Here is a 16,919-nt window from a genome sequence, read left to right as displayed (position 1 = left end):
ACATAAAAGTGCATAAGTTGACTATTTGTACATTTATCAACTAAGTGTAGATAAACTAATTAAAATTTTAAGAAAGCGCATTGAATATGAGCGCCTTGTCAAGGTATTGGAATATTTGGCGAATAGATCCCGCAAGCGAAGCAGCGGGGTATAAATCTTGTTCAGTCCCTATCGCAAAGGAATTTATTAAGGATTTAGGAGTTTCTCAAGGTACGGACCTACAAACAACTTTACTATCTTACTTTTACGGGCAAAATGGCACTTTAGATGTCGTCACCCGTGCAAAAGCAGGTCTTTGTCTGCGATGTTATATTTCTTATCCAATTTTAAAGGTTTGCAAAAAAATTGATTATTTATTTAGTGGTGGGAAACAGTTTACCTATCGGGATCTATTACCTTTTGTCCTAGACGATGACGGGAAAAGCTTAATTTTTATAGATAGAGATACAAAAAAACATTTTTTTATAGATAATAACGGCGAACTTAAAGACCCCACTTATCAATTCTTTTCCGCAAAGATATTACAGTCATTTCGTTCGGAGTCTCAGTTAAGAATGAGTTTAGATAATTGGGCATATTTACAAACAAAACAAAATCCCCAGATTAAAAATTTTATCTCAGAATTTGGTTTTAGACATTTGAGTGATTGGGCACTATTAAATAGAGTTAGGCGCAAACAATTAGAAAACTTATCTATAAGCGATCGCAATGTGGTAGAAGCATTTCATATGGTTTATCGTCGCGATCGAGTGAAACAAAGACAAACTGGAATCAGAAAATGTCCAGATCCCTCACGGGAACAATTGCAAGAAATGTTGATGCATTTGAAAGATAAAGAATCTCATATTTATACAACCAAAGATTTAATTATTTTCCTCCATCAAATAGCAATACAACTTAGACAGTATGACATTTGGAATTCTAGGGAACCTTTAGAAATATATAATCCTGAAATTCAAACTTACACGACGAGAACTGATTTACCAGGTTCTAGTTTAGATATTGAAGAAGAAGAAGATAAAGAATTTATGGGCTTTTTACATAAACAATTAAATTTAATATTAGCCAATACAATTAAACAAGAAATAAATAACCGTATTTCCCAACTCCAAAAAAGTAAAAATTATGCTATCTTCGCTAATCAATATCTTCAAGGGTTAAAATTATATTATTGTCAGAATCTTTCCCTTAGAGAAATAGCTCCCAAATTAAATATGAAAAGTTGGGATAGAGCTAGGCGAGTTTTAAATCCAGGAAAGCTTCTAAGTGATATTCGTAGTTCTACAATCAAAGAAATAATTGGTGAAATTTTGCATCAAGTTAAGGAGAAGAAATTTCCTATTAGCTTATCATCGCCAGAATACTTAGAAAATTTAGCAATAGAAGTTGAGTGTTTTGCTGACACAGAAATTTTTAAGGAAGCTGCAGAAGAAATTAGAGCCGGGAAAAATCGCACCATGAATAGTTTATATGCTCAACAATTACGAATTTATTTTAAAAAAAATAATTAATAAAATTGCGGCTCAAAATTAAGATTGAAGGAGTAAAAGTAATGTCAAATATTTCAACACATAACTCTGTAGATTTCAGGCTTTTGATACCAGAAGTTATTTATTTAGAATCAGAACACTTTGATCGTGCGGAAAAAATATGTTTACAAAGTAATCATGAAGATAAGCAGTGGCAAAATCATCTAAATTCTTTAGCTGTAGTTGCTTTTAAAGATTGGTTCAAAGAAAAACTATCTACGTACAGCTTAAGTTTAGAAATTAAAGCGACTGAAGATGGGTATTATTTATCAGTTGGTAAATTTAACTATTTTTTGATTACAGTAGAACATCTGTTAGATGAAATTGTAAATGTATCTAAAAGTATTATTAATACGTCCACAATTAAGGTGGACTTCTATGTACTAATAGAAGTATTAGAAGAAGAGGAAGAGGTAATAATTAAAGGATTTTTAAATAATGGCGAACTACATGATTATTGTACTGAAATAATATCGCATTCATCCAATAAAAATTATTATCAAATTCCTCTATCAATATTTGATTCAGAACCTAATCATTTATTGTTATGTCACCAATTTGCAGAAGTACTTGAATTATCTAGAATTGAAGTATCTGCAGCTGAGTTATCTACAGTTAAAACTGAAATCAAGACAAAAGAGAAGAAAATATTCATTAGTGAAATAGATAAAAAAATACCCAAGCTTAGTGAATGGTTTAAAAATATTTTTGATGAAGGCTGGCTGACAATAGATAAATTAACAAAAGTAGAAACAAACTTAGCCTTCAATACCATCAGGAAATCGATCCAAGGGGTTAGGAGAGGTAAGCTAATTGATTTAGAAATACAATTAGGTAAAAATACTGTAGCTTTACTGGTTAATATAGTTGAAGTGAATGGCAATAAGTTTTCCATCTTAGTGCAACTACACCCCACTGGCAAAAATAAACATTTGCCCCATAATCTTCAATTGAGAATGTTTTCTAAAGGAGGAAAGGTACTTCAAGACGTTCAAGCAAGAATTAAAGATAATTATATTCAATTGAAACCATTTAAAGGAGAAGCAGGAAAACGTTTTAGTATTGAAGTTGCTTTAGGTGATGTGAGTGTTAAAGAGAATTTCGAAATTTAAGTATAAAATCTTCAAGCTATTCTAATTTACCAATTAACTCCTCAAATACTGACAAGACAAACAGTAAAAATCTTAACCGTAGCAAAATAGGAAAGCATACTTTTAGCTAATACCTCGAAATATTAGCTAAAATTATTATTTGTGTTTTAATAATTATTTTGTAAAGACAAGTTGTAAAATACTAATGCATATTAAAGATAAAATTAACATGTCTTGCTAAAAAAACAAAAGATAAAAGCAAAAATTGTTTTATGATTGATTATTTTATCTGCTTCTTATGAGTAGGGTAATTGTTTTAAGTTTGGGGACGGGAAATTTACAAGATGGTTTTCCTGTTGTAACTTTACAACTTGGAGAATCAAATAATGCTTATAGGATGAAATTTACTGGTAGCTTACCACCAGCACCAGAAATTGCTCAAATCTATCGCAATTGGCAATCTTTATATTCGGCTTTTTATCAACCTTTAACCTTGTATCGTAATACTGAGGATATTGACGAAGCAGATGACACTTGGGAAATAGAAGAAGGTTATATAACTAATGTTTCCGAAGTAGATATTGTTTCTCTATGCAATCAGATTTCACAAAGTATAAATGCCTGGTTTGATTCAATAGAATTTCGTAATATCGATCAACAATTGCGCACACATTTAGAACCATCCGAAGAAATTCGCTTCATCATTGAAACAAACGATATTTTATTGCGAAGAATTCCTTGGCATCTTTGGAAATTTTTTGATGATTACCCCAAATCAGAAGTTGCAATAAGTGCTTATGACTACCAAAAGCAAAAAAAAATTCTCGAGTACTCTCATAAAGAGGATGTAAAAATTCTAGCTATTTTTGGTAGCAGCGAAGGGATTGATATTAGTCAAGACAGACTTTTTTTAGAACAATTATCTGCTCGAGTAGAATATGGTACTATCGCTTCAGATTGCACTAATGAAGTCGCTGCTTCACGTTGCACCATCGAATTTTTGGTAGAACCAAAGTTGAGCCAATTAGACGAAAAGCTGTGGCAAAAAGGTTGGGATATTATTTTCTTTGCTGGTCACAGTGGTACTCAAGAGCAAGGATTTATACATATAAATAGTAAAGATATTATTACTATCGATAAGTTAAAGAATGCTTTCAAGCAAGCCATCGGTCGAGGGCTAAAATTAGCGATTTTTAATTCTTGTGATGGTCTAGGTTTAGCAAAAACATTAATCGAATTACATATTCCACAAGTTATTGTCATGCGCGAGCCTGTACCAGATAAGGTCGCGCAGGAATTTTTAAAGTATTTTTTGGCTTCATTCTCACAGGGACAATCTTTATATACAGCAGTACGTTACGCACGAGAAAGGTTACAAGTTCTCGAGAAAGATTACCTTTGTGCGACTTGGCTACCAGTAATTTGTCAAAACCCAGCCGAAGCACCTATCATTTGGTCTAAAAATGGCATTCACACTGAAGGCGGACAGGACAAAATATTGCCATTTTCGAGCAAGATATTAGCTGTAAATTCTGACTATACGAATAAATCTGATATTCTTATACCTAAAACAAAAAGAAAGCCCAGTCGTAACCGTAGGGAAAAACCTCCATCAATAAAATTTAATCAAAAACGCTTAATAAAGAAATTTTGGTCATTTGGTCAGGGCAAATCCCCTTTGAAAACTTTACTAGTAGTAAGTATATTTTTAGCCACTCTATTAATGAGTATTCGCTACTTAGGATTTATACAACCTTGGGAATTAAATGCTTATGACCATTTAATGCAATTGCGACCATACGAACAGCCAGATCGACGCTTGTTGATAGTTACAGTGGGCGAGTCAGACATCAAGTATCAGATAGAACAAGGGATGGATATGCGATGGTCTTTATCAGACCAGGCATTGTCTAAGGTTTTAGAAAAGTTAGAGCAGTATGACCCAATATCTATTGGTCTAAATATTTACCGAGAATTTCCAGCTGATCCAAACTACCCCAATCTAGTAAATCGGTTAAATAAGAATAAAAATTTAATAGCTATATGTAAAGTTTCTGCCCCTGCTGATGGGGAACCAGATGGTGTCCCTCCTCCACCAGAAGTTCCCAAAGAACGTCACAGCTTTAGTGATTTTGTAATAGATATGGATGGGGTCCTCCGTCGTCAACTTTTATTTATGAACCCTCCTTTAAATTCTCCTTGTATAACGGAGTATGCTTTTAGTTACTTAATGGCAAGAGAGTATCTAAAGTCACAAGGATATCCCCAACCTAAATTTAACGTTCAAGGCAACTTGCAAATTGATAAGCTTATATTCAAACGTTTAGAACCCCACAGTAGTGGTTACCAGGGAGTAGATGCAGCTGGTAATCAAATATTAGTAAATTATCGTTCTCTACCTTCTTTTAAGGATATTGCTACTCAAGTCAGTCTCAAAGATATCCTTAGTGACAAAATTAATCCTAACTCTATTGAGGGCCTCAAAAACCGTATTGTTCTGATTGGCGTTACCGCCCCTAGTATTACTCAGTTTTGGCAAACCCCTTATGTTTCCAGAGGAGTTTACAAAGAACTTGAGATACCTCATGTGATTGTACAAGCCCACATGATAAGTCAGATTCTCAGCGCAGTTGAAGACAAGAGGTCTTTAATATGGTGGTGGTCTGGGTGGTTTGAAGCTCTGTGGATATGGTGTTGGTCTTTGCTAGGAGGAGTTATCGCTCTTACTATTTGGCAACCAATTACTCTAGTATTCGCTACCGCAACAGCTTTGTTATTACTTTTTAGTACGTGCTTTGGTATATTGATATATGCTGGATGGGTTCCTCTTGTACCCCCAGCATTAGGGTTGATATGCTGTGCATTTCTTCTCAAAGTTTTATTAAGCGATGGCTTTATTCCAATCCAGAAATCTATTAATACTTGATAATGGCCGAGATTAATTTATTCAAAATTCTAATCAAACAGCTTTATATTATTTCTTTGCCAGTTGTATTATTTGGAAATTTAGAACGATCTTGGGCTGGAATGGTAGATACTAATATCTCCCAAGAAAATATCCCTGTTATTGATCGAGGAGTATTTAAACTTCAAATATCCAAACAGCTATTCAAAGTAAGTTCGCCCGACAAGTCGATCGCCAGATCGATTTCTTTCGCACAAAAATATTTAGCCCAAAAAGTACCTGACAATATAGGTGCTCCCACAGGTCGTCGTAAGGGAGGAGCAACTAGGGATCCAAAGCAATGTTCGAGTTTAGAAAAACCTATCACTGCTTTGGTTCCTGGAGGGAAAAGTGGCGAGAAAAATAAATCATTTTTTGCATCAACAGTTGATCGATACCTAAATGTTTGGTTGTTCGTTCCTCAATTAACAACTCCCATGAAGTTTGGAGAATTTGTATTGCAAGATGACAGTGGCAACGACATTTTGAGAAAAAGAATGTCACTTCCCCATAAGGCTGGCGTTATAGGTATCAGCATTCCCCAAAATCCCCAATATGCTCTCAAAAAAAATCATAAATATCAATGGTACTTTCAAGTTTACTGTGGGGATCCAAAAATTCCCCGAGAGTATGCTTATGTTGATGCGTGGTTACAAAGAGTCGCACTAAATCCAAATTTGCAAAAACAATTAGAAACAACTAAACGAGGTAAATACGCTATTTATAGCAAAAATCATCTTTGGTACGATGCTGTTAGCGACCTAGCAAAACTTCGCACTCGCAATCCAAATTCACAGCAACTTGCTCGAGATTGGGCTAACTTACTCAAAATTTTTAATCTAGAAGAATTCGTTGATGTACCTATTATCAAAAATTATGTTTTGTCAGAGTGATTGGTAATGGGTAATTGGTAATTGGTAATTGGTAAAAGCCCGCCCCTCAAAGCGATTTGCTAATTGGTAATAGATTTGAACTAAAATCTATTGCTTTGCGACCCTATAAGCACAGCGACGCGCACCAGCAACAATATGCTCGGTTCGCTCGATCGCATATTCTTCTCCTAAAGCTGCTTGAAAAACTTCCTGCTCCTTCATACACAAACCGACACAAGCAGTTGCAGCAGCACAAATCGGACAATGATTCTCAATCAACAAAAACGACCCATCTTCTTGAGGTTGAACTAGAGCCATATAGCCCTCTTGAGTACGAATTTCCGCTAAGGCTTCTAATCTTTCTCCTAGGGTATCTAATCCTACTAAATATTCTTGATAGTTATCTGTTTGCTGTCGTGCTTTAATTTCTAAAAGTCGATCTAAACCAGCTTCTCCAAACGCTTCTGTGACGGAGTTAATTAGACTTAATGTTAATTCGGCGTACCCATCAGGAAAAAAGCGATTTGCAGCAGCAGTTAATTGCCAAATTTTTGCAGGACGCCCCATCGCTCTAGATTCTTCTTGATAAGTGACTAAATTTTCATCTTGCAGAGCGTACAAATGTTGACGTACAGCCATCGTCGAAACATTTAAACGAGAAGCTAACTCCTGCGAATCCATCTCTCCTTCTTGCTTGAGCAAGTTAATAATTGCACGTCTAGTCCGGACTGCAGTCGATTTTTTGTTGGATTTTTTTGCCATGTAACACTCGTCATTAATGTCTTTAACATCAAGAAAAATATGCTTGTAAGTTTATCTATACCGATAAAAGTTTGAATACGGATTTTTATAGATATATATACAAAGTAAAGAAAAATCTTTACAAAGTCAATTGAATTGTGTAGGCTAGTTTATAAAGAAAAAACTTTAGAAAGTTATTGCGAGCAACTGAATATGAATTTTCATCGATTTGAACATATTAACCAGTCATGTAAGAACCTGGATGTGACTCGTCAGTTTTATCAGACTCTATTCCCCCAATGGTATGTACGGGCTGAGGGTGAGGAAGATGGCTGGAAGTGGATGCATTTTGGCGAACGCCAGTTTTACCTCTCTCTAAATCAATATCTAGATTCATCAACCGTTTCACCATCGATGGGTCATGTAGACCATATTGGCTTTGTGATTGAAAATAGTGAAGCGATGAAAGCTTTGTTAGATGAAAACGGGATTGATTATTCTATTTATATTTCTCCAGAAACCAAATGTCGTATATACGTCGATGACCCGGATGGTACTCAAGTGGAGTTGGTGGAATACAACGAAAGCTACGAGTTGAAATAATTATTGAAACAACTAGTATCCAAACTGGTTTAATTTAAGATAATAAGGAGATTTCCAATGGTTGATCGCGGAATAACACACATTGCACTTGCAGTTAAGGACGTCGATGCAAGTATTTCGTTTTATCAAAAATATGCCAACGTGCAAGTCGTACATCGTCGAAGCGATAGCACAACACAGTCTGATGTTGCTTGGATAGGTGATTCAATTCACCCTTTTGTTATCGTATTAATAGGAAACTCTCAAGTAAAAAGTCCACTCTTACCGGAATCCCATATTGGTGTAGTATATGAGACTCGCGAACAAATAGATCGTCTCTGCAAGATTGCCCGAACGGAAGGAATTTTAATTAAAGGTCCAACTGATTCGCCCCCTCCAGTTGGTTATTGGGCTTATATTCAAGACCCAGACAATCACACCTTGGAAATTTCTTACGGTCAAAATGTTGAATCAGTAATTAAGAGTTAAGAGTTAAAACAATGACTAAAGATATTAAGTATATTAATCCAAAAGGATTGTACGATCCTTCTGGAAATGGCTACAGCCATGTGGTTATTGTGCCACCAGGGGCAACTATGATTTATATTGCCGGACAAGGTGGTGAAGATGAAAACGGCAATCTTATTGATGATTTTGCCCGACAATTAAAACAGGCTTTTGCTAATCTCCGTGTTGCTCTGAGTGCAGCTGGAGCAAATCCAGAACATGTAGTCAAACTCACTAGTTTTGTAGTTGAACATGACGAGTCCAAAGTTCAATTATTAGCCTCTGAAGTTTTAGGGATATGGGGAAATCAAACACCTGCACATACACTTATACCCGTACCGAGATTAGCACTTGATGGAATGTTATTCGAGGTTGATGCGATTGCAGCAATTCCCAATTCTTAGTCATCAAAAAATTTGCTATCAATTCATTAATGACAAAAGCTGACAAAATCTAAAACTTTAATAAATATATACAAAGGAATTTTAACTATGTCTGTAGAAAGTCAAGTATTGACTGTAAATGTGAACGACCGACAATGGGTTTGTACCGTTTGTGGTTATAACATGGTTGGTAAGATGCCCGATGTCTGTCCATTTTGTGGGGCGCGCCATGACACATTTGTTACTTGGAATGAAGCAGAACAGACCTATCGAGTAACACCAAGCAAAGTAAATGATTACGTCACACAATTGATTTCTGTACCTCGTCTAGGAATTGAGCATGCTGCTTATCGCATTGAAACGGATGATGGTGTAGCAGTATGGATTGATTGTCCGTCAGCATTCAATCGGGACTTAGAACCAGTAGAAGCTATTTACTTCACTCATAAGGATTTTATGGGTGCATCCAACCAATATCGACAGTTATGGGGTGCGAAGGTTTATCTGCATATTAACGATAGCGAACATCCCCTTGTCCAGCAATTTCCTGTTGACAATAAAATTTACGGTGACTTTAGCGAGCATGGTGTTGAAGCCTTTTATATCGGTGGTCATACTCCAGGTTTCATGATATATGTCTATCGCAAGGTTTTGTTTATTTGTGATTATGTATTTCCTCCGGGCTCGAACATGCAATTCAACCCCTTTGGACCAAAAGATAAAACTCGTAAACGTGCATCAAGAATACTAGATATTGTTTCTGAGAAATCCCTTGAAACCGTATGTGGTTATAATTTTGTTACTGATTTCGATAGCTGGTACAAAGATTTCAAGCACCTACTCCATGGTTAATTAATATTTCTTGTATCAATTGATGTAGTGTGTTAGGCGCAAAACCATTAAACATTATTTCAAATACTTCATTAGCGCCATAACGCACCATTAAGAAAATAGGTCGAGGTGAGTGAGGATGAATCAACAGAAAATTGCGATTATTACAGCTGCGAGTAGATCTATAGGTGCAGGATGTGCGCGAGAACTAGCAGCACGAGGTTATAAAGTTTCTCTAATGGCGCGTGGTAGAAATATTTTTGATTTAGCTTCAGAGTTGGATGGGATTGCAATTCAAGGCTCAATTACAAAATTCCAAGACTTGCAACAATTAGTAGAGACAACCTTGGTTAATTATGGACGCATAGATGCAGTGGTGAATAGTTTTGGTGACCCACCCCGACCGGATTTACTTTCTATCTCCGATGAAATGTGGTTAGAAAATTTTGAAATGCTCTTCCTGAGTGTTGTTAGGATGGCGAGATTAGTTACAGAAGCAATGCAAAAATCAGGAGGTGGGGTAATAGTTAATATTTCAGCCTGTGATTCCCAGGAACCATCCTTAGGAACACCTTTCAGTGGAACCATCCGCGCCGCAATGGAAGGATTTACAAAACTTTACGCTAAGCGTTACAAAGTAGATAAAATTCGGATGATTTCGATCGCACCTTTTTTTGTCGCAGATTCAATGGAAGAATTGGAAGGATGGGACGTACCGAACAATTTGATATTTGGTCGTCCTGCGACCTATGCTGAGTTTGCAAAAACAGTGGCTTTTTTGGTTTCTGATGATGCTAAATTTATTACTGGTACAACCCTAAAGGTTGATGGGGGAAGTTCTGCAACAATTTAATATCAATTTGGTTTTTCCCAAACTGATACGTGATAGCGACTAGTATTTGTAAATGGTTCTTTTTTCCAGCCTCCCCACCTTGCTCTGAGTTTTAAATTGGCGATTCTTGCCATAAGATCGAGTTCTGATGGCCAAACGTAACGAAAATGTATTGAAGATAACTCCATCTTTTGGTTATGAATTCTCAAATGATGTGATGTTAGGGATTGAGAAACAACATCATAGGTATCTACTCCCCAATGACGCTCGCATAGATCGAATACCCGATTTGTTTCACCATGTGGTAAGGACTGAAGAGCGGGAACCATGACCTCAAGAACAAAACTTCCACCAGGTTTAAGATGTGAGGCTGCGTTTTGGAAACATCTAACTTGCTCATCTTGAGTTGTGAGATTCATGATGGTATTGAAAATCAGGTAGACAAGCGAGAAGGATTCTCCACATGATGCAGTTGTGAAGTCACCTTGAATTACTGAAATTCGGTCGCTACCAGATTTCTCAGTAAGCTTGGTAATCATGGTATTAGATAGTTCAATTCCATGAACTTTGATGCCTTTCATCGCCAGTGGTAAAGCTATGCGACCTGTTCCAATACCAAATTCCAATGCATTCCCGCCATCAGCAAGTTCAGCCAGAAAATCAACAACTGGTTCGACTTTTTCCGGGTTGAAGGCGTCTACGTCGTCATCATATGTTGCAGCAACTCTTTCGTCGAAATATCCGTCACTATGCATGGTTCAAATATGAAATTCACCCTATTGATATAGAAAAAAGTTATTTTGGAGCGATAGGTTTAGCCCTCTGTCTGAGATCGCAATGAAATCTGCTTAAATACATCATCAAACAACTGTACTATAAACAAATGTCCTTCTTTTGGATACCGATTTAGTTTTGTTTGTGGTATCTTCTCATCGAAATATGCTGCATAACTATAGGGCGCAAACCTGTCTTCTTCTCCGTGAAACAGGTGCACTTCTATCTTTATCTCCTCAACTCTAAAACCCCATTCCCCATACAAAATGATTGCATCATCAGCCGGTCCTCGAACTCCTTGCCGAAATCCTTCTGCTATGTCATCTGCATAAAATTGGGCTAATTCTTCATCTGCTGCCAGCAGTTTGTCCGCCACACTCATCGAACTTTCTAGCGATTTCATAAAACCCTGGGGTGACATCCTTTTGGCTGCATATCCAATAAACGAAAATGGCACATAGAATATCCAAGGTGCACTTTTTGACAGCTTGGCAAAGAATCGATCCAACGGAGCCATTTCCTCCCACAATTTAGGCTCTGTTGCTACTGGTCCCCAACTTCCCATCACTACAGAAAACTCAAGTAGCTCTGGGATTGCATAACTGCATGCTAGCGTATATGCCCCTCCGCCTGATGCACCAATAACTCCAAATCTCCTAACTCCAAGCTGTTTTGCAACTTCTTTCACATCTTGTGACCAATCCAGTAATCTCCTGTTTTTGACGTAATCCGACCGACCCATTCCAGGTCGATCCAATGCTATGATTCGGTAACCATATTCTTTTCCTGCTCGATCGCCAAATGAAGGTTCATACCGGGATCCTGGCGTGCCATGAAAATAGAATACGGGCTTTCCTTGTGGATCACCGTATTCACAATAAGCGATCTGCCGTCCATCATCCACTCGAACGTATTGTGTATCAGGCTTATGCTCCGGCATCTTCATGTCGATCTCCAAATACAACTACGCCAATACAGCCTAACTATTTATTACAACGAAAGTTTTCACATATCTCAACATCGTAAGTGAATCAGATACCACCCATCATACTAAACGAGGGCGTAGTCCAAAATTTCTGAAGCACCTTGCGACAAATGTCAGCAAGTAGCTATTAATATACTAGTGAAGTAGTAAGTCCGATGGCATTGCCAAACGGATCTATAAGCATTGCTGCATCAGCACCGAGATCTGTTTTTAGTGGACCTCGGTATAATGATGCTCCTTTTGCGCTTAACTTCATTATGGCATTGGAAACATTGCTTACTTCCCAATAAGTCACTGAACCACCGACACCAGTTGGATTTTTTGTATCGGCAGGGTGGAAACCAAAGATCATCCCTGCACCGCGAACAAAAGCATAATTCGGATTTTCATACTCAACCTTAGAGTCAAGCAAATCAGCATACCATTGTGCGGCTGTATTAATATCTTCGACGAAGAAAATTGTTGACTCTATATGCTTGAACAATATCGATTCCTTTTTTAGCTGCTAATTATTTATTATATGAAAGGTTTACATATAACTTGTTGTCAAATATTTCCCATCCTAATATGCAAAGTGTTGGAAATTACTGCCCCATCTGAAGTATACAGAAATCATCACAAACTGGGAAAAACAAGGTATCAACAAAGCATTAGAACAAGTGGCACTTAATTCGTTACGCGAAGTTTCATAACTGTATCCGTAATTCAGTCTTGTTTATGATTGATGGCTAGTTGTCTGATAATTTGTTCCAGTGCATTTGCTGCAGAGTTAAAGCTAGAATCCTTATCTGGCTGAGATGCAATCCAAAGAGCAGCATCTATCATCGCGCCGTTCAGTAGAACTGCAAGGGCTTGGGGATTGACATCAGAAAAAATTTTTCTGTTAATCAAATCAGCGATCGCTTCTGTCAATGGATCGAGACTACTTTGAGCGTCGATATCACGTAGCCTTTGCCCGAGAACTGAAGGTGCATCCTTAAAAACGATGCGTTGTATTTCTGGTTCAAGGGCAAACGTTAAATAGGCACGACATACTTTCACAAAAGCTTCCAGTGATGTGTCATCGCCGCCGATTTCTAAGAGACGTTCGCCCATTTCATGATCGATCTCTCGCACAACTGCCTCAAATAACCCTTCTTTGCCACCAAAATTGTGATACAGCGCTCCTCGCGTGACGCCAACGCTGGCACAAAGCTTATCCATAGAGGTTTCGGCATAACCGACTTTAAAGAAGCTCTTGCGTGCTGCCGCAATTAATTGTGCTGAGGTCTCCGCCTTTTTTTGAGCCCGTGATTTGGACATATTTTCCTCTAATCTATTGACATACTAGACGTATGTGAGATATTACATACATAACGTAGGTTAAATCAATAGGTATGGATAATCAACCAAGTAGTTTTGAAACCGTACGCCCAGCAAATCATCAGGATATTCCCTTTCTTGCTCTTATGGATCTAGAAGCCTCGCGGGCACCTTTCGGGAATTCCTTCTGGGAAGAGCTTCTAGCACCAACTGGGACACCTTCAGTTCGTTTTCTTGAAATAATGCTTCAGTGTGACGCATCCAACTGGGGGCATATCAAAGATTTCTTGGTTATTGAAAGAAGCGGTCAACCTGTCGCAACCTGCGCGGTTTATCGACCTTCGTCAATATCGGAAATAAATGGTCCGCTTAATCTCATCAAGTTACCCGAGATAGCCGAGATGCTTGACTGGGGTACTTCTATAACCAAAAGTTTTGAACAGGCTTACAACAAGATCTGGGGAGACGATAACAGTTTTCTCAAACCGCAGGCTGAGATGATTGTCGAGACTGTAGCTGTTTCCCCCGAGCATCGGGGCTTAGGGCTCGGACATAGCCTGATGAAGGCAGCCTTTAAACGCGCTCGTGAAGCAGGAGCTTCCTCATTGGGTGTTATGGTGATTCATGGTAATAGCCCAGCAAAGGCGCTTTATGAAAAATACTTCGAACCGTTCGTTACTTTTCACTCTGCTTTCTTTGATGACACATTTCCCGGTCTAACTAAGTATCGAGCAAACCTTAATCCATAGGAGAAATAACAGAAAAATCGATACAATGCTCTTATGTATGACCTTGCTGACGGTCAAAATGAAAAAAACTTTGAAGCGTCAATCACTCGAATGCTCTCATTGTAACTGAAATGCGGTGGTTTTTATATTTCGCAAATTTTGGGATTTCGTGAGTCCAATGTTGATTCGTACGCCAAGGGATTATTATGAAATCTCCGTTCCTTAGAACAAAATCTTTTATCAGATTACCCTTAGGATATGGACGCATTCGAAATACTCGCTCTTCTCCAAGGGAAATCGTGATTATCGGGGTTTGGGGAATGAGACCCTTCGTGCTGTCACGATGTTTGCCGTGATAATGGCTCAAACTGCCATCGTGCCAATTTACGAATAAACCATTGATTCTAGGATCAATTTCTTGTTGCACCCATTCCAAGTAGGATTTCAATGATTCGGGTACATCGTGTGCGATCGCGATTTGGTTGGAAAATGGGTAGTCTTTCTCATAGGCACGATTCCATCTCGGTACTTTGACGTGTTTCCCGTGTATGACGATCTCGGAATATTCGTCAGGGTGAAGACTCCATAGCTCCTTAAAACGGGTGCTATCCGGAATTAGATCGGCTGGAATTGTACCCGTCGTGATTTGGCAGTCTGTATCAAGGTCAATCTTACTATTCATTTTCCAACGCATCTATTCAATTTGTTTTTGGTATTTTTTTACGCCCAATAATGAATGGCATTAATTTAGCTAGATTTTTTGCATCATCAATTCCTCGATGATGTGTTCCATCTATAGACAAACCAACCATTTTTAGCGCTTTAGCCATACCATATTGTTTTTTAGTTCCTAATGCTAAAGAAAATAATTTTTTAATATTTACGTGCTCATTTCCCATGGGATAGGGGATTTTATGATACTTTGCATCTCGTTCAAGTTGATTTTTATCGTAGTCGCCCCAAGAACAAAAAATGGAATTTTGATATTTTTCAAACCAACATTTAAAAGTTTCTACTGCTTGTGAAAATGTGGGTGCTTCCTCAAGGTCTGCTTGTTTAATCGTAGTCAACTCTGTGCAAAAAGCAGTCAGTATTGGATGTCTAACGGGTTTAATAAAAATTGTAAATTCGTCGATGATATTTAATCCTACAGCTTCTACGATCACAGCACCAATTTCAATGGTTTCCATTTCCTTTTGCGGGATAGAAAATTTATCGCAGCAAGTAGCTTCCAAATCAACTATTAAATAATGATCGTAACTAAATAATCCGATATTCATATTTTATTTATTTTTTTATATGACAAATAATGACCGTGATGTGCAGCACGAATACTAAGCAGGGATGAGGGTGAAGGAGCCGGCGGGGCTCTAACGGGGTTAGCCACGGGCGCGAAAGAGAGCTAAAAAGATACGCTTAAGCCTGATTTTCCAGTGCAGTGCGGTTTTACTCGCTTTAGTGGTGGCTTTTGCCATGTGCCATTAATCGCCTCTTGTTGTGGCAAGTAAAGCCGCAAGGATATGAAGAAGCCCTTATCCGGTGCAGGTAGCCAGTTCTTCCTCTTTTTTTCTTCAGTTGGTTGAGCGTACTGGATATAAAGTGTCAGTCCTTCATCTTCGTCGAGAACAAGTTCATTGTTGTCTAACATCGTTGAATTAATAAGATAGCGCTCGAGTTCGTTCTCGACGAGAAGCTGCTCGGGGAGATTATACATCGTTGCCGACCAGAAAGCGTCAGCCGGTGGCAATCCACCTGGCTCGAAGCGTAGCGTATAACAGACGTCGCCTGATGCATTTAATTCGTTGCCGTCTGAATCGTTATAGTAGGAAGGATACATGGCCTCCTCAACGGAATTGCCCCAGATGCCAAGAATCGCGCCAGCCATGCGGTACAGGTAAATGTTACCTGTTTCCGTCAAGTGCTGACGTGTGCCGAATAGGTCGGCGGCGGTGACTTCTTGAGTGTTAATTTTGTTCTTCTTCAGCTCCAGATAAGCATCCCAACCGTCCTTTACACCTTGCTCGACGGCCTGTTTCAATTCCACAGAGAGTTCTGTCGGGTCAAAGGTCAGGCCAGGTCCGATGTTTAGTTTTGCGAAGCGAGCCATCAATTCCGTTTCCGATTCGTGTGTTGGACAAAACGTCGTAAGAAGGAAGTTCAGCAGGCTGAATACTTCAAGTGAAGTCTCGCCCTTGTCCAGTCTTACGGGTCTTGGGTATCTCACCGCTGGCATTTCCGATGGCGGATCCGTATTTGTAAACTTACTCAGCGGTTGAACCTTGTAACCGTTCTCAATGATGTCTTCGACATTCTCTAAGTCATCTGAGTTGAAAAGCTGGGTGCGGTACAAGGCTAGTACAAGACTGGTTTCGCTACGTATAACTGCGGTGATTTCAGCCGGTGTCTGCCCCGTCCAGTCAGGACCAGCCAGCAAGTACTTGCCTGCCCCATTGCCTGTCGTCCGAGTGCCAACATATTCGAAATTGTGAGTGTAAGCATCAATGAGTTGGATAGAGTAGTATCGTCTAGGGTCTATAATTGGGACCGTCAAAACTAAAGGTTCCGCACGAAGATCTGCGCCAACCACACAGTAAGGTGTATCCGTGTTCGGTGTCTGAACTGTTTTATCCGATGGCGTGGACAGTCGTGCTTCGCCATGTAATTCATTCAATGGTCCCTTATATTCGTCATTATTGGGCCAAAGAAAGTAGGCAAAAAAAATCCGATAGCTGTCCACCATCGGATACGCGTAAATGAACGCATCTTTCGAGATCAATCGGGCTTCTTGTGGAGTAAGTGTGGACGAATCAGCCATTCT

The 16,919-nt window shown here is 38.6% G+C and carries 18 protein-coding genes and 1 pseudogene; 10 read left to right on the top strand and 9 right to left on the bottom strand.

Going from position 1 to position 16,919, the window contains the following annotated elements; genetic code table 11:
* Positions 1-86 precede the first annotated feature (86 nt).
* The 4 genes from BC008_RS20125 (at position 87) to BC008_RS20110 (ending at position 6,457) form a co-directional block, all read left to right on the top strand.
* The gene (locus BC008_RS20125) at positions 87-1,511 is read left to right on the top strand and encodes a hypothetical protein (RefSeq protein WP_027842688.1); all 1,425 of its coding nucleotides are present in this window, start codon (positions 87-89) and stop codon (positions 1,509-1,511) included.
* A 41-nt stretch (positions 1,512-1,552) separates the two neighbouring features.
* Positions 1,553-2,641 (top strand): DUF1822 family protein, encoded by a 1,089-nt coding sequence (locus BC008_RS20120; RefSeq protein WP_027842689.1) that lies wholly within the window; start codon positions 1,553-1,555, stop codon positions 2,639-2,641.
* A gap of 277 nt (positions 2,642-2,918) precedes the next feature.
* A complete protein-coding gene (locus tag BC008_RS20115) occupies positions 2,919-5,546 on the top strand; it encodes a CHASE2 domain-containing protein (RefSeq protein ID WP_058183791.1) in 2,628 nt (875 codons plus the stop codon).
* A 2-nt stretch (positions 5,547-5,548) separates the two neighbouring features.
* A complete protein-coding gene (locus tag BC008_RS20110) occupies positions 5,549-6,457 on the top strand; it encodes a DUF928 domain-containing protein (RefSeq protein ID WP_058183790.1) in 909 nt (302 codons plus the stop codon).
* An 87-nt stretch (positions 6,458-6,544) separates the two neighbouring features.
* Here BC008_RS20110 and BC008_RS20105 read toward each other — a convergent pair whose 3' ends face one another.
* Positions 6,545-7,198, bottom strand: coding sequence for a helix-turn-helix transcriptional regulator (locus tag BC008_RS20105; protein WP_027842691.1), 654 nt, complete (start codon positions 7,196-7,198; stop codon positions 6,545-6,547).
* A 192-nt stretch (positions 7,199-7,390) separates the two neighbouring features.
* Between BC008_RS20105 and BC008_RS20100 the strand changes: the two genes are divergently transcribed.
* The 5 genes from BC008_RS20100 to BC008_RS20080 all read left to right on the top strand — a co-directional run bounded on the left by BC008_RS20100 (position 7,391) and on the right by BC008_RS20080 (position 10,333).
* Positions 7,391-7,780: a VOC family protein gene (locus BC008_RS20100; RefSeq protein ID WP_027842692.1), complete on the top strand. Its 390-nt coding sequence runs from the start codon at positions 7,391-7,393 to the stop codon at positions 7,778-7,780.
* 57 nt (positions 7,781-7,837) lie between these two features.
* Positions 7,838-8,248: a VOC family protein gene (locus BC008_RS20095; RefSeq protein ID WP_027842693.1), complete on the top strand. Its 411-nt coding sequence runs from the start codon at positions 7,838-7,840 to the stop codon at positions 8,246-8,248.
* An 11-nt stretch (positions 8,249-8,259) separates the two neighbouring features.
* Complete coding sequence (locus BC008_RS20090; protein WP_027842694.1) at positions 8,260-8,670, top strand: RidA family protein; 411 nt, start codon at positions 8,260-8,262, stop codon at positions 8,668-8,670.
* A gap of 87 nt (positions 8,671-8,757) precedes the next feature.
* Complete coding sequence (locus tag BC008_RS20085) at positions 8,758-9,501, top strand: MBL fold metallo-hydrolase (RefSeq protein ID WP_058183789.1); 744 nt, start codon at positions 8,758-8,760, stop codon at positions 9,499-9,501.
* A gap of 118 nt (positions 9,502-9,619) precedes the next feature.
* On the top strand, positions 9,620-10,333 hold the full coding sequence (locus BC008_RS20080) for an SDR family oxidoreductase (protein WP_027842696.1): 714 nt from the start codon (positions 9,620-9,622) through the stop codon (positions 10,331-10,333).
* Positions 10,334-10,335: 2 nt separating this feature from the next.
* Here BC008_RS20080 and BC008_RS20075 read toward each other — a convergent pair whose 3' ends face one another.
* The 5 genes and pseudogenes from BC008_RS20075 to BC008_RS52735 form a co-directional block, all read right to left on the bottom strand.
* Positions 10,336-11,067 (bottom strand): class I SAM-dependent methyltransferase, encoded by a 732-nt coding sequence (locus BC008_RS20075; protein ID WP_027842697.1) that lies wholly within the window; start codon positions 11,065-11,067, stop codon positions 10,336-10,338.
* Positions 11,068-11,126: 59 nt separating this feature from the next.
* On the bottom strand, positions 11,127-12,026 hold the full coding sequence (locus tag BC008_RS20070) for an alpha/beta fold hydrolase (protein ID WP_027842698.1): 900 nt from the start codon (positions 12,024-12,026) through the stop codon (positions 11,127-11,129).
* A 172-nt stretch (positions 12,027-12,198) separates the two neighbouring features.
* Positions 12,199-12,555 carry a VOC family protein gene (locus tag BC008_RS20065; RefSeq protein ID WP_058183787.1) on the bottom strand — a complete coding sequence of 119 codons (357 nt, stop codon included), beginning with the start codon at positions 12,553-12,555 and terminating at the stop codon, positions 12,199-12,201.
* A gap of 221 nt (positions 12,556-12,776) precedes the next feature.
* Complete coding sequence (locus BC008_RS20060) at positions 12,777-13,187, bottom strand: hypothetical protein (protein ID WP_235595895.1); 411 nt, start codon at positions 13,185-13,187, stop codon at positions 12,777-12,779.
* Positions 13,188-13,199: 12 nt separating this feature from the next.
* Positions 13,200-13,373 (bottom strand): annotated as a pseudogene (locus tag BC008_RS52735) (TetR/AcrR family transcriptional regulator); the annotation flags it as partial.
* Positions 13,374-13,774: 401 nt separating this feature from the next.
* On the opposite strand from BC008_RS52735, the gene BC008_RS52730 reads away from it, so the two are divergent.
* Positions 13,775-14,122, top strand: coding sequence for a GNAT family N-acetyltransferase (locus BC008_RS52730; RefSeq protein ID WP_407657065.1), 348 nt, complete (start codon positions 13,775-13,777; stop codon positions 14,120-14,122).
* Between the two features lie 82 nt (positions 14,123-14,204).
* Here BC008_RS52730 and BC008_RS52725 read toward each other — a convergent pair whose 3' ends face one another.
* From BC008_RS52725 to BC008_RS20040, 3 genes are all read right to left on the bottom strand, one after another.
* A complete protein-coding gene (locus BC008_RS52725) occupies positions 14,205-14,783 on the bottom strand; it encodes an alpha-ketoglutarate-dependent dioxygenase AlkB (protein ID WP_407657067.1) in 579 nt (192 codons plus the stop codon).
* A 16-nt stretch (positions 14,784-14,799) separates the two neighbouring features.
* A complete protein-coding gene (locus BC008_RS20045) occupies positions 14,800-15,381 on the bottom strand; it encodes a 3'-5' exonuclease (protein ID WP_027842702.1) in 582 nt (193 codons plus the stop codon).
* A 122-nt stretch (positions 15,382-15,503) separates the two neighbouring features.
* Positions 15,504-16,916 carry a DUF1254 domain-containing protein gene (locus tag BC008_RS20040; RefSeq protein WP_027842703.1) on the bottom strand — a complete coding sequence of 471 codons (1,413 nt, stop codon included), beginning with the start codon at positions 16,914-16,916 and terminating at the stop codon, positions 15,504-15,506.
* Positions 16,917-16,919: the final 3 nt, after the last annotated feature.

The sequence above is a fragment of the Mastigocoleus testarum BC008 genome (assembly GCF_001456025.1).
Classification (GTDB): domain Bacteria; phylum Cyanobacteriota; class Cyanobacteriia; order Cyanobacteriales; family Nostocaceae; genus Mastigocoleus; species Mastigocoleus testarum.
Note: the sequence above shows the minus strand (reverse complement) of the source record. Positions and strands in the feature narration are given on the sequence as shown.

Excerpts from the sequence above, each read along its gene's own strand:
- BC008_RS20085 (WP_058183789.1), top strand. The coding sequence starts at position 8,758 with ATGTCTGTAGAAAGTCAAGTATTGACTGTAAATGTGAACGACCGACAA.
- BC008_RS20100 (WP_027842692.1), top strand. The coding sequence starts at position 7,391 with ATGAATTTTCATCGATTTGAACATATTAACCAGTCATGTAAGAACCTG.
- BC008_RS20070 (WP_027842698.1), bottom strand. The coding sequence starts at position 12,026 with ATGCCGGAGCATAAGCCTGATACACAATACGTTCGAGTGGATGATGGA.
- BC008_RS20110 (WP_058183790.1), top strand. The coding sequence starts at position 5,549 with ATGGCCGAGATTAATTTATTCAAAATTCTAATCAAACAGCTTTATATT.
- BC008_RS20105 (WP_027842691.1), bottom strand. The coding sequence starts at position 7,198 with ATGGCAAAAAAATCCAACAAAAAATCGACTGCAGTCCGGACTAGACGT.
- BC008_RS20115 (WP_058183791.1), top strand. The coding sequence starts at position 2,919 with ATGAGTAGGGTAATTGTTTTAAGTTTGGGGACGGGAAATTTACAAGAT.
- BC008_RS52725 (WP_407657067.1), bottom strand. The coding sequence starts at position 14,783 with ATGAATAGTAAGATTGACCTTGATACAGACTGCCAAATCACGACGGGT.
- BC008_RS20125 (WP_027842688.1), top strand. The coding sequence starts at position 87 with ATGAGCGCCTTGTCAAGGTATTGGAATATTTGGCGAATAGATCCCGCA.
- BC008_RS20040 (WP_027842703.1), bottom strand. The coding sequence starts at position 16,916 with ATGGCTGATTCGTCCACACTTACTCCACAAGAAGCCCGATTGATCTCG.
- BC008_RS20095 (WP_027842693.1), top strand. The coding sequence starts at position 7,838 with ATGGTTGATCGCGGAATAACACACATTGCACTTGCAGTTAAGGACGTC.
- BC008_RS20080 (WP_027842696.1), top strand. The coding sequence starts at position 9,620 with ATGAATCAACAGAAAATTGCGATTATTACAGCTGCGAGTAGATCTATA.
- BC008_RS20120 (WP_027842689.1), top strand. The coding sequence starts at position 1,553 with ATGTCAAATATTTCAACACATAACTCTGTAGATTTCAGGCTTTTGATA.
- BC008_RS20075 (WP_027842697.1), bottom strand. The coding sequence starts at position 11,067 with ATGCATAGTGACGGATATTTCGACGAAAGAGTTGCTGCAACATATGAT.
- BC008_RS20045 (WP_027842702.1), bottom strand. The coding sequence starts at position 15,381 with ATGAATATCGGATTATTTAGTTACGATCATTATTTAATAGTTGATTTG.
- BC008_RS20090 (WP_027842694.1), top strand. The coding sequence starts at position 8,260 with ATGACTAAAGATATTAAGTATATTAATCCAAAAGGATTGTACGATCCT.
- BC008_RS52730 (WP_407657065.1), top strand. The coding sequence starts at position 13,775 with ATGCTTGACTGGGGTACTTCTATAACCAAAAGTTTTGAACAGGCTTAC.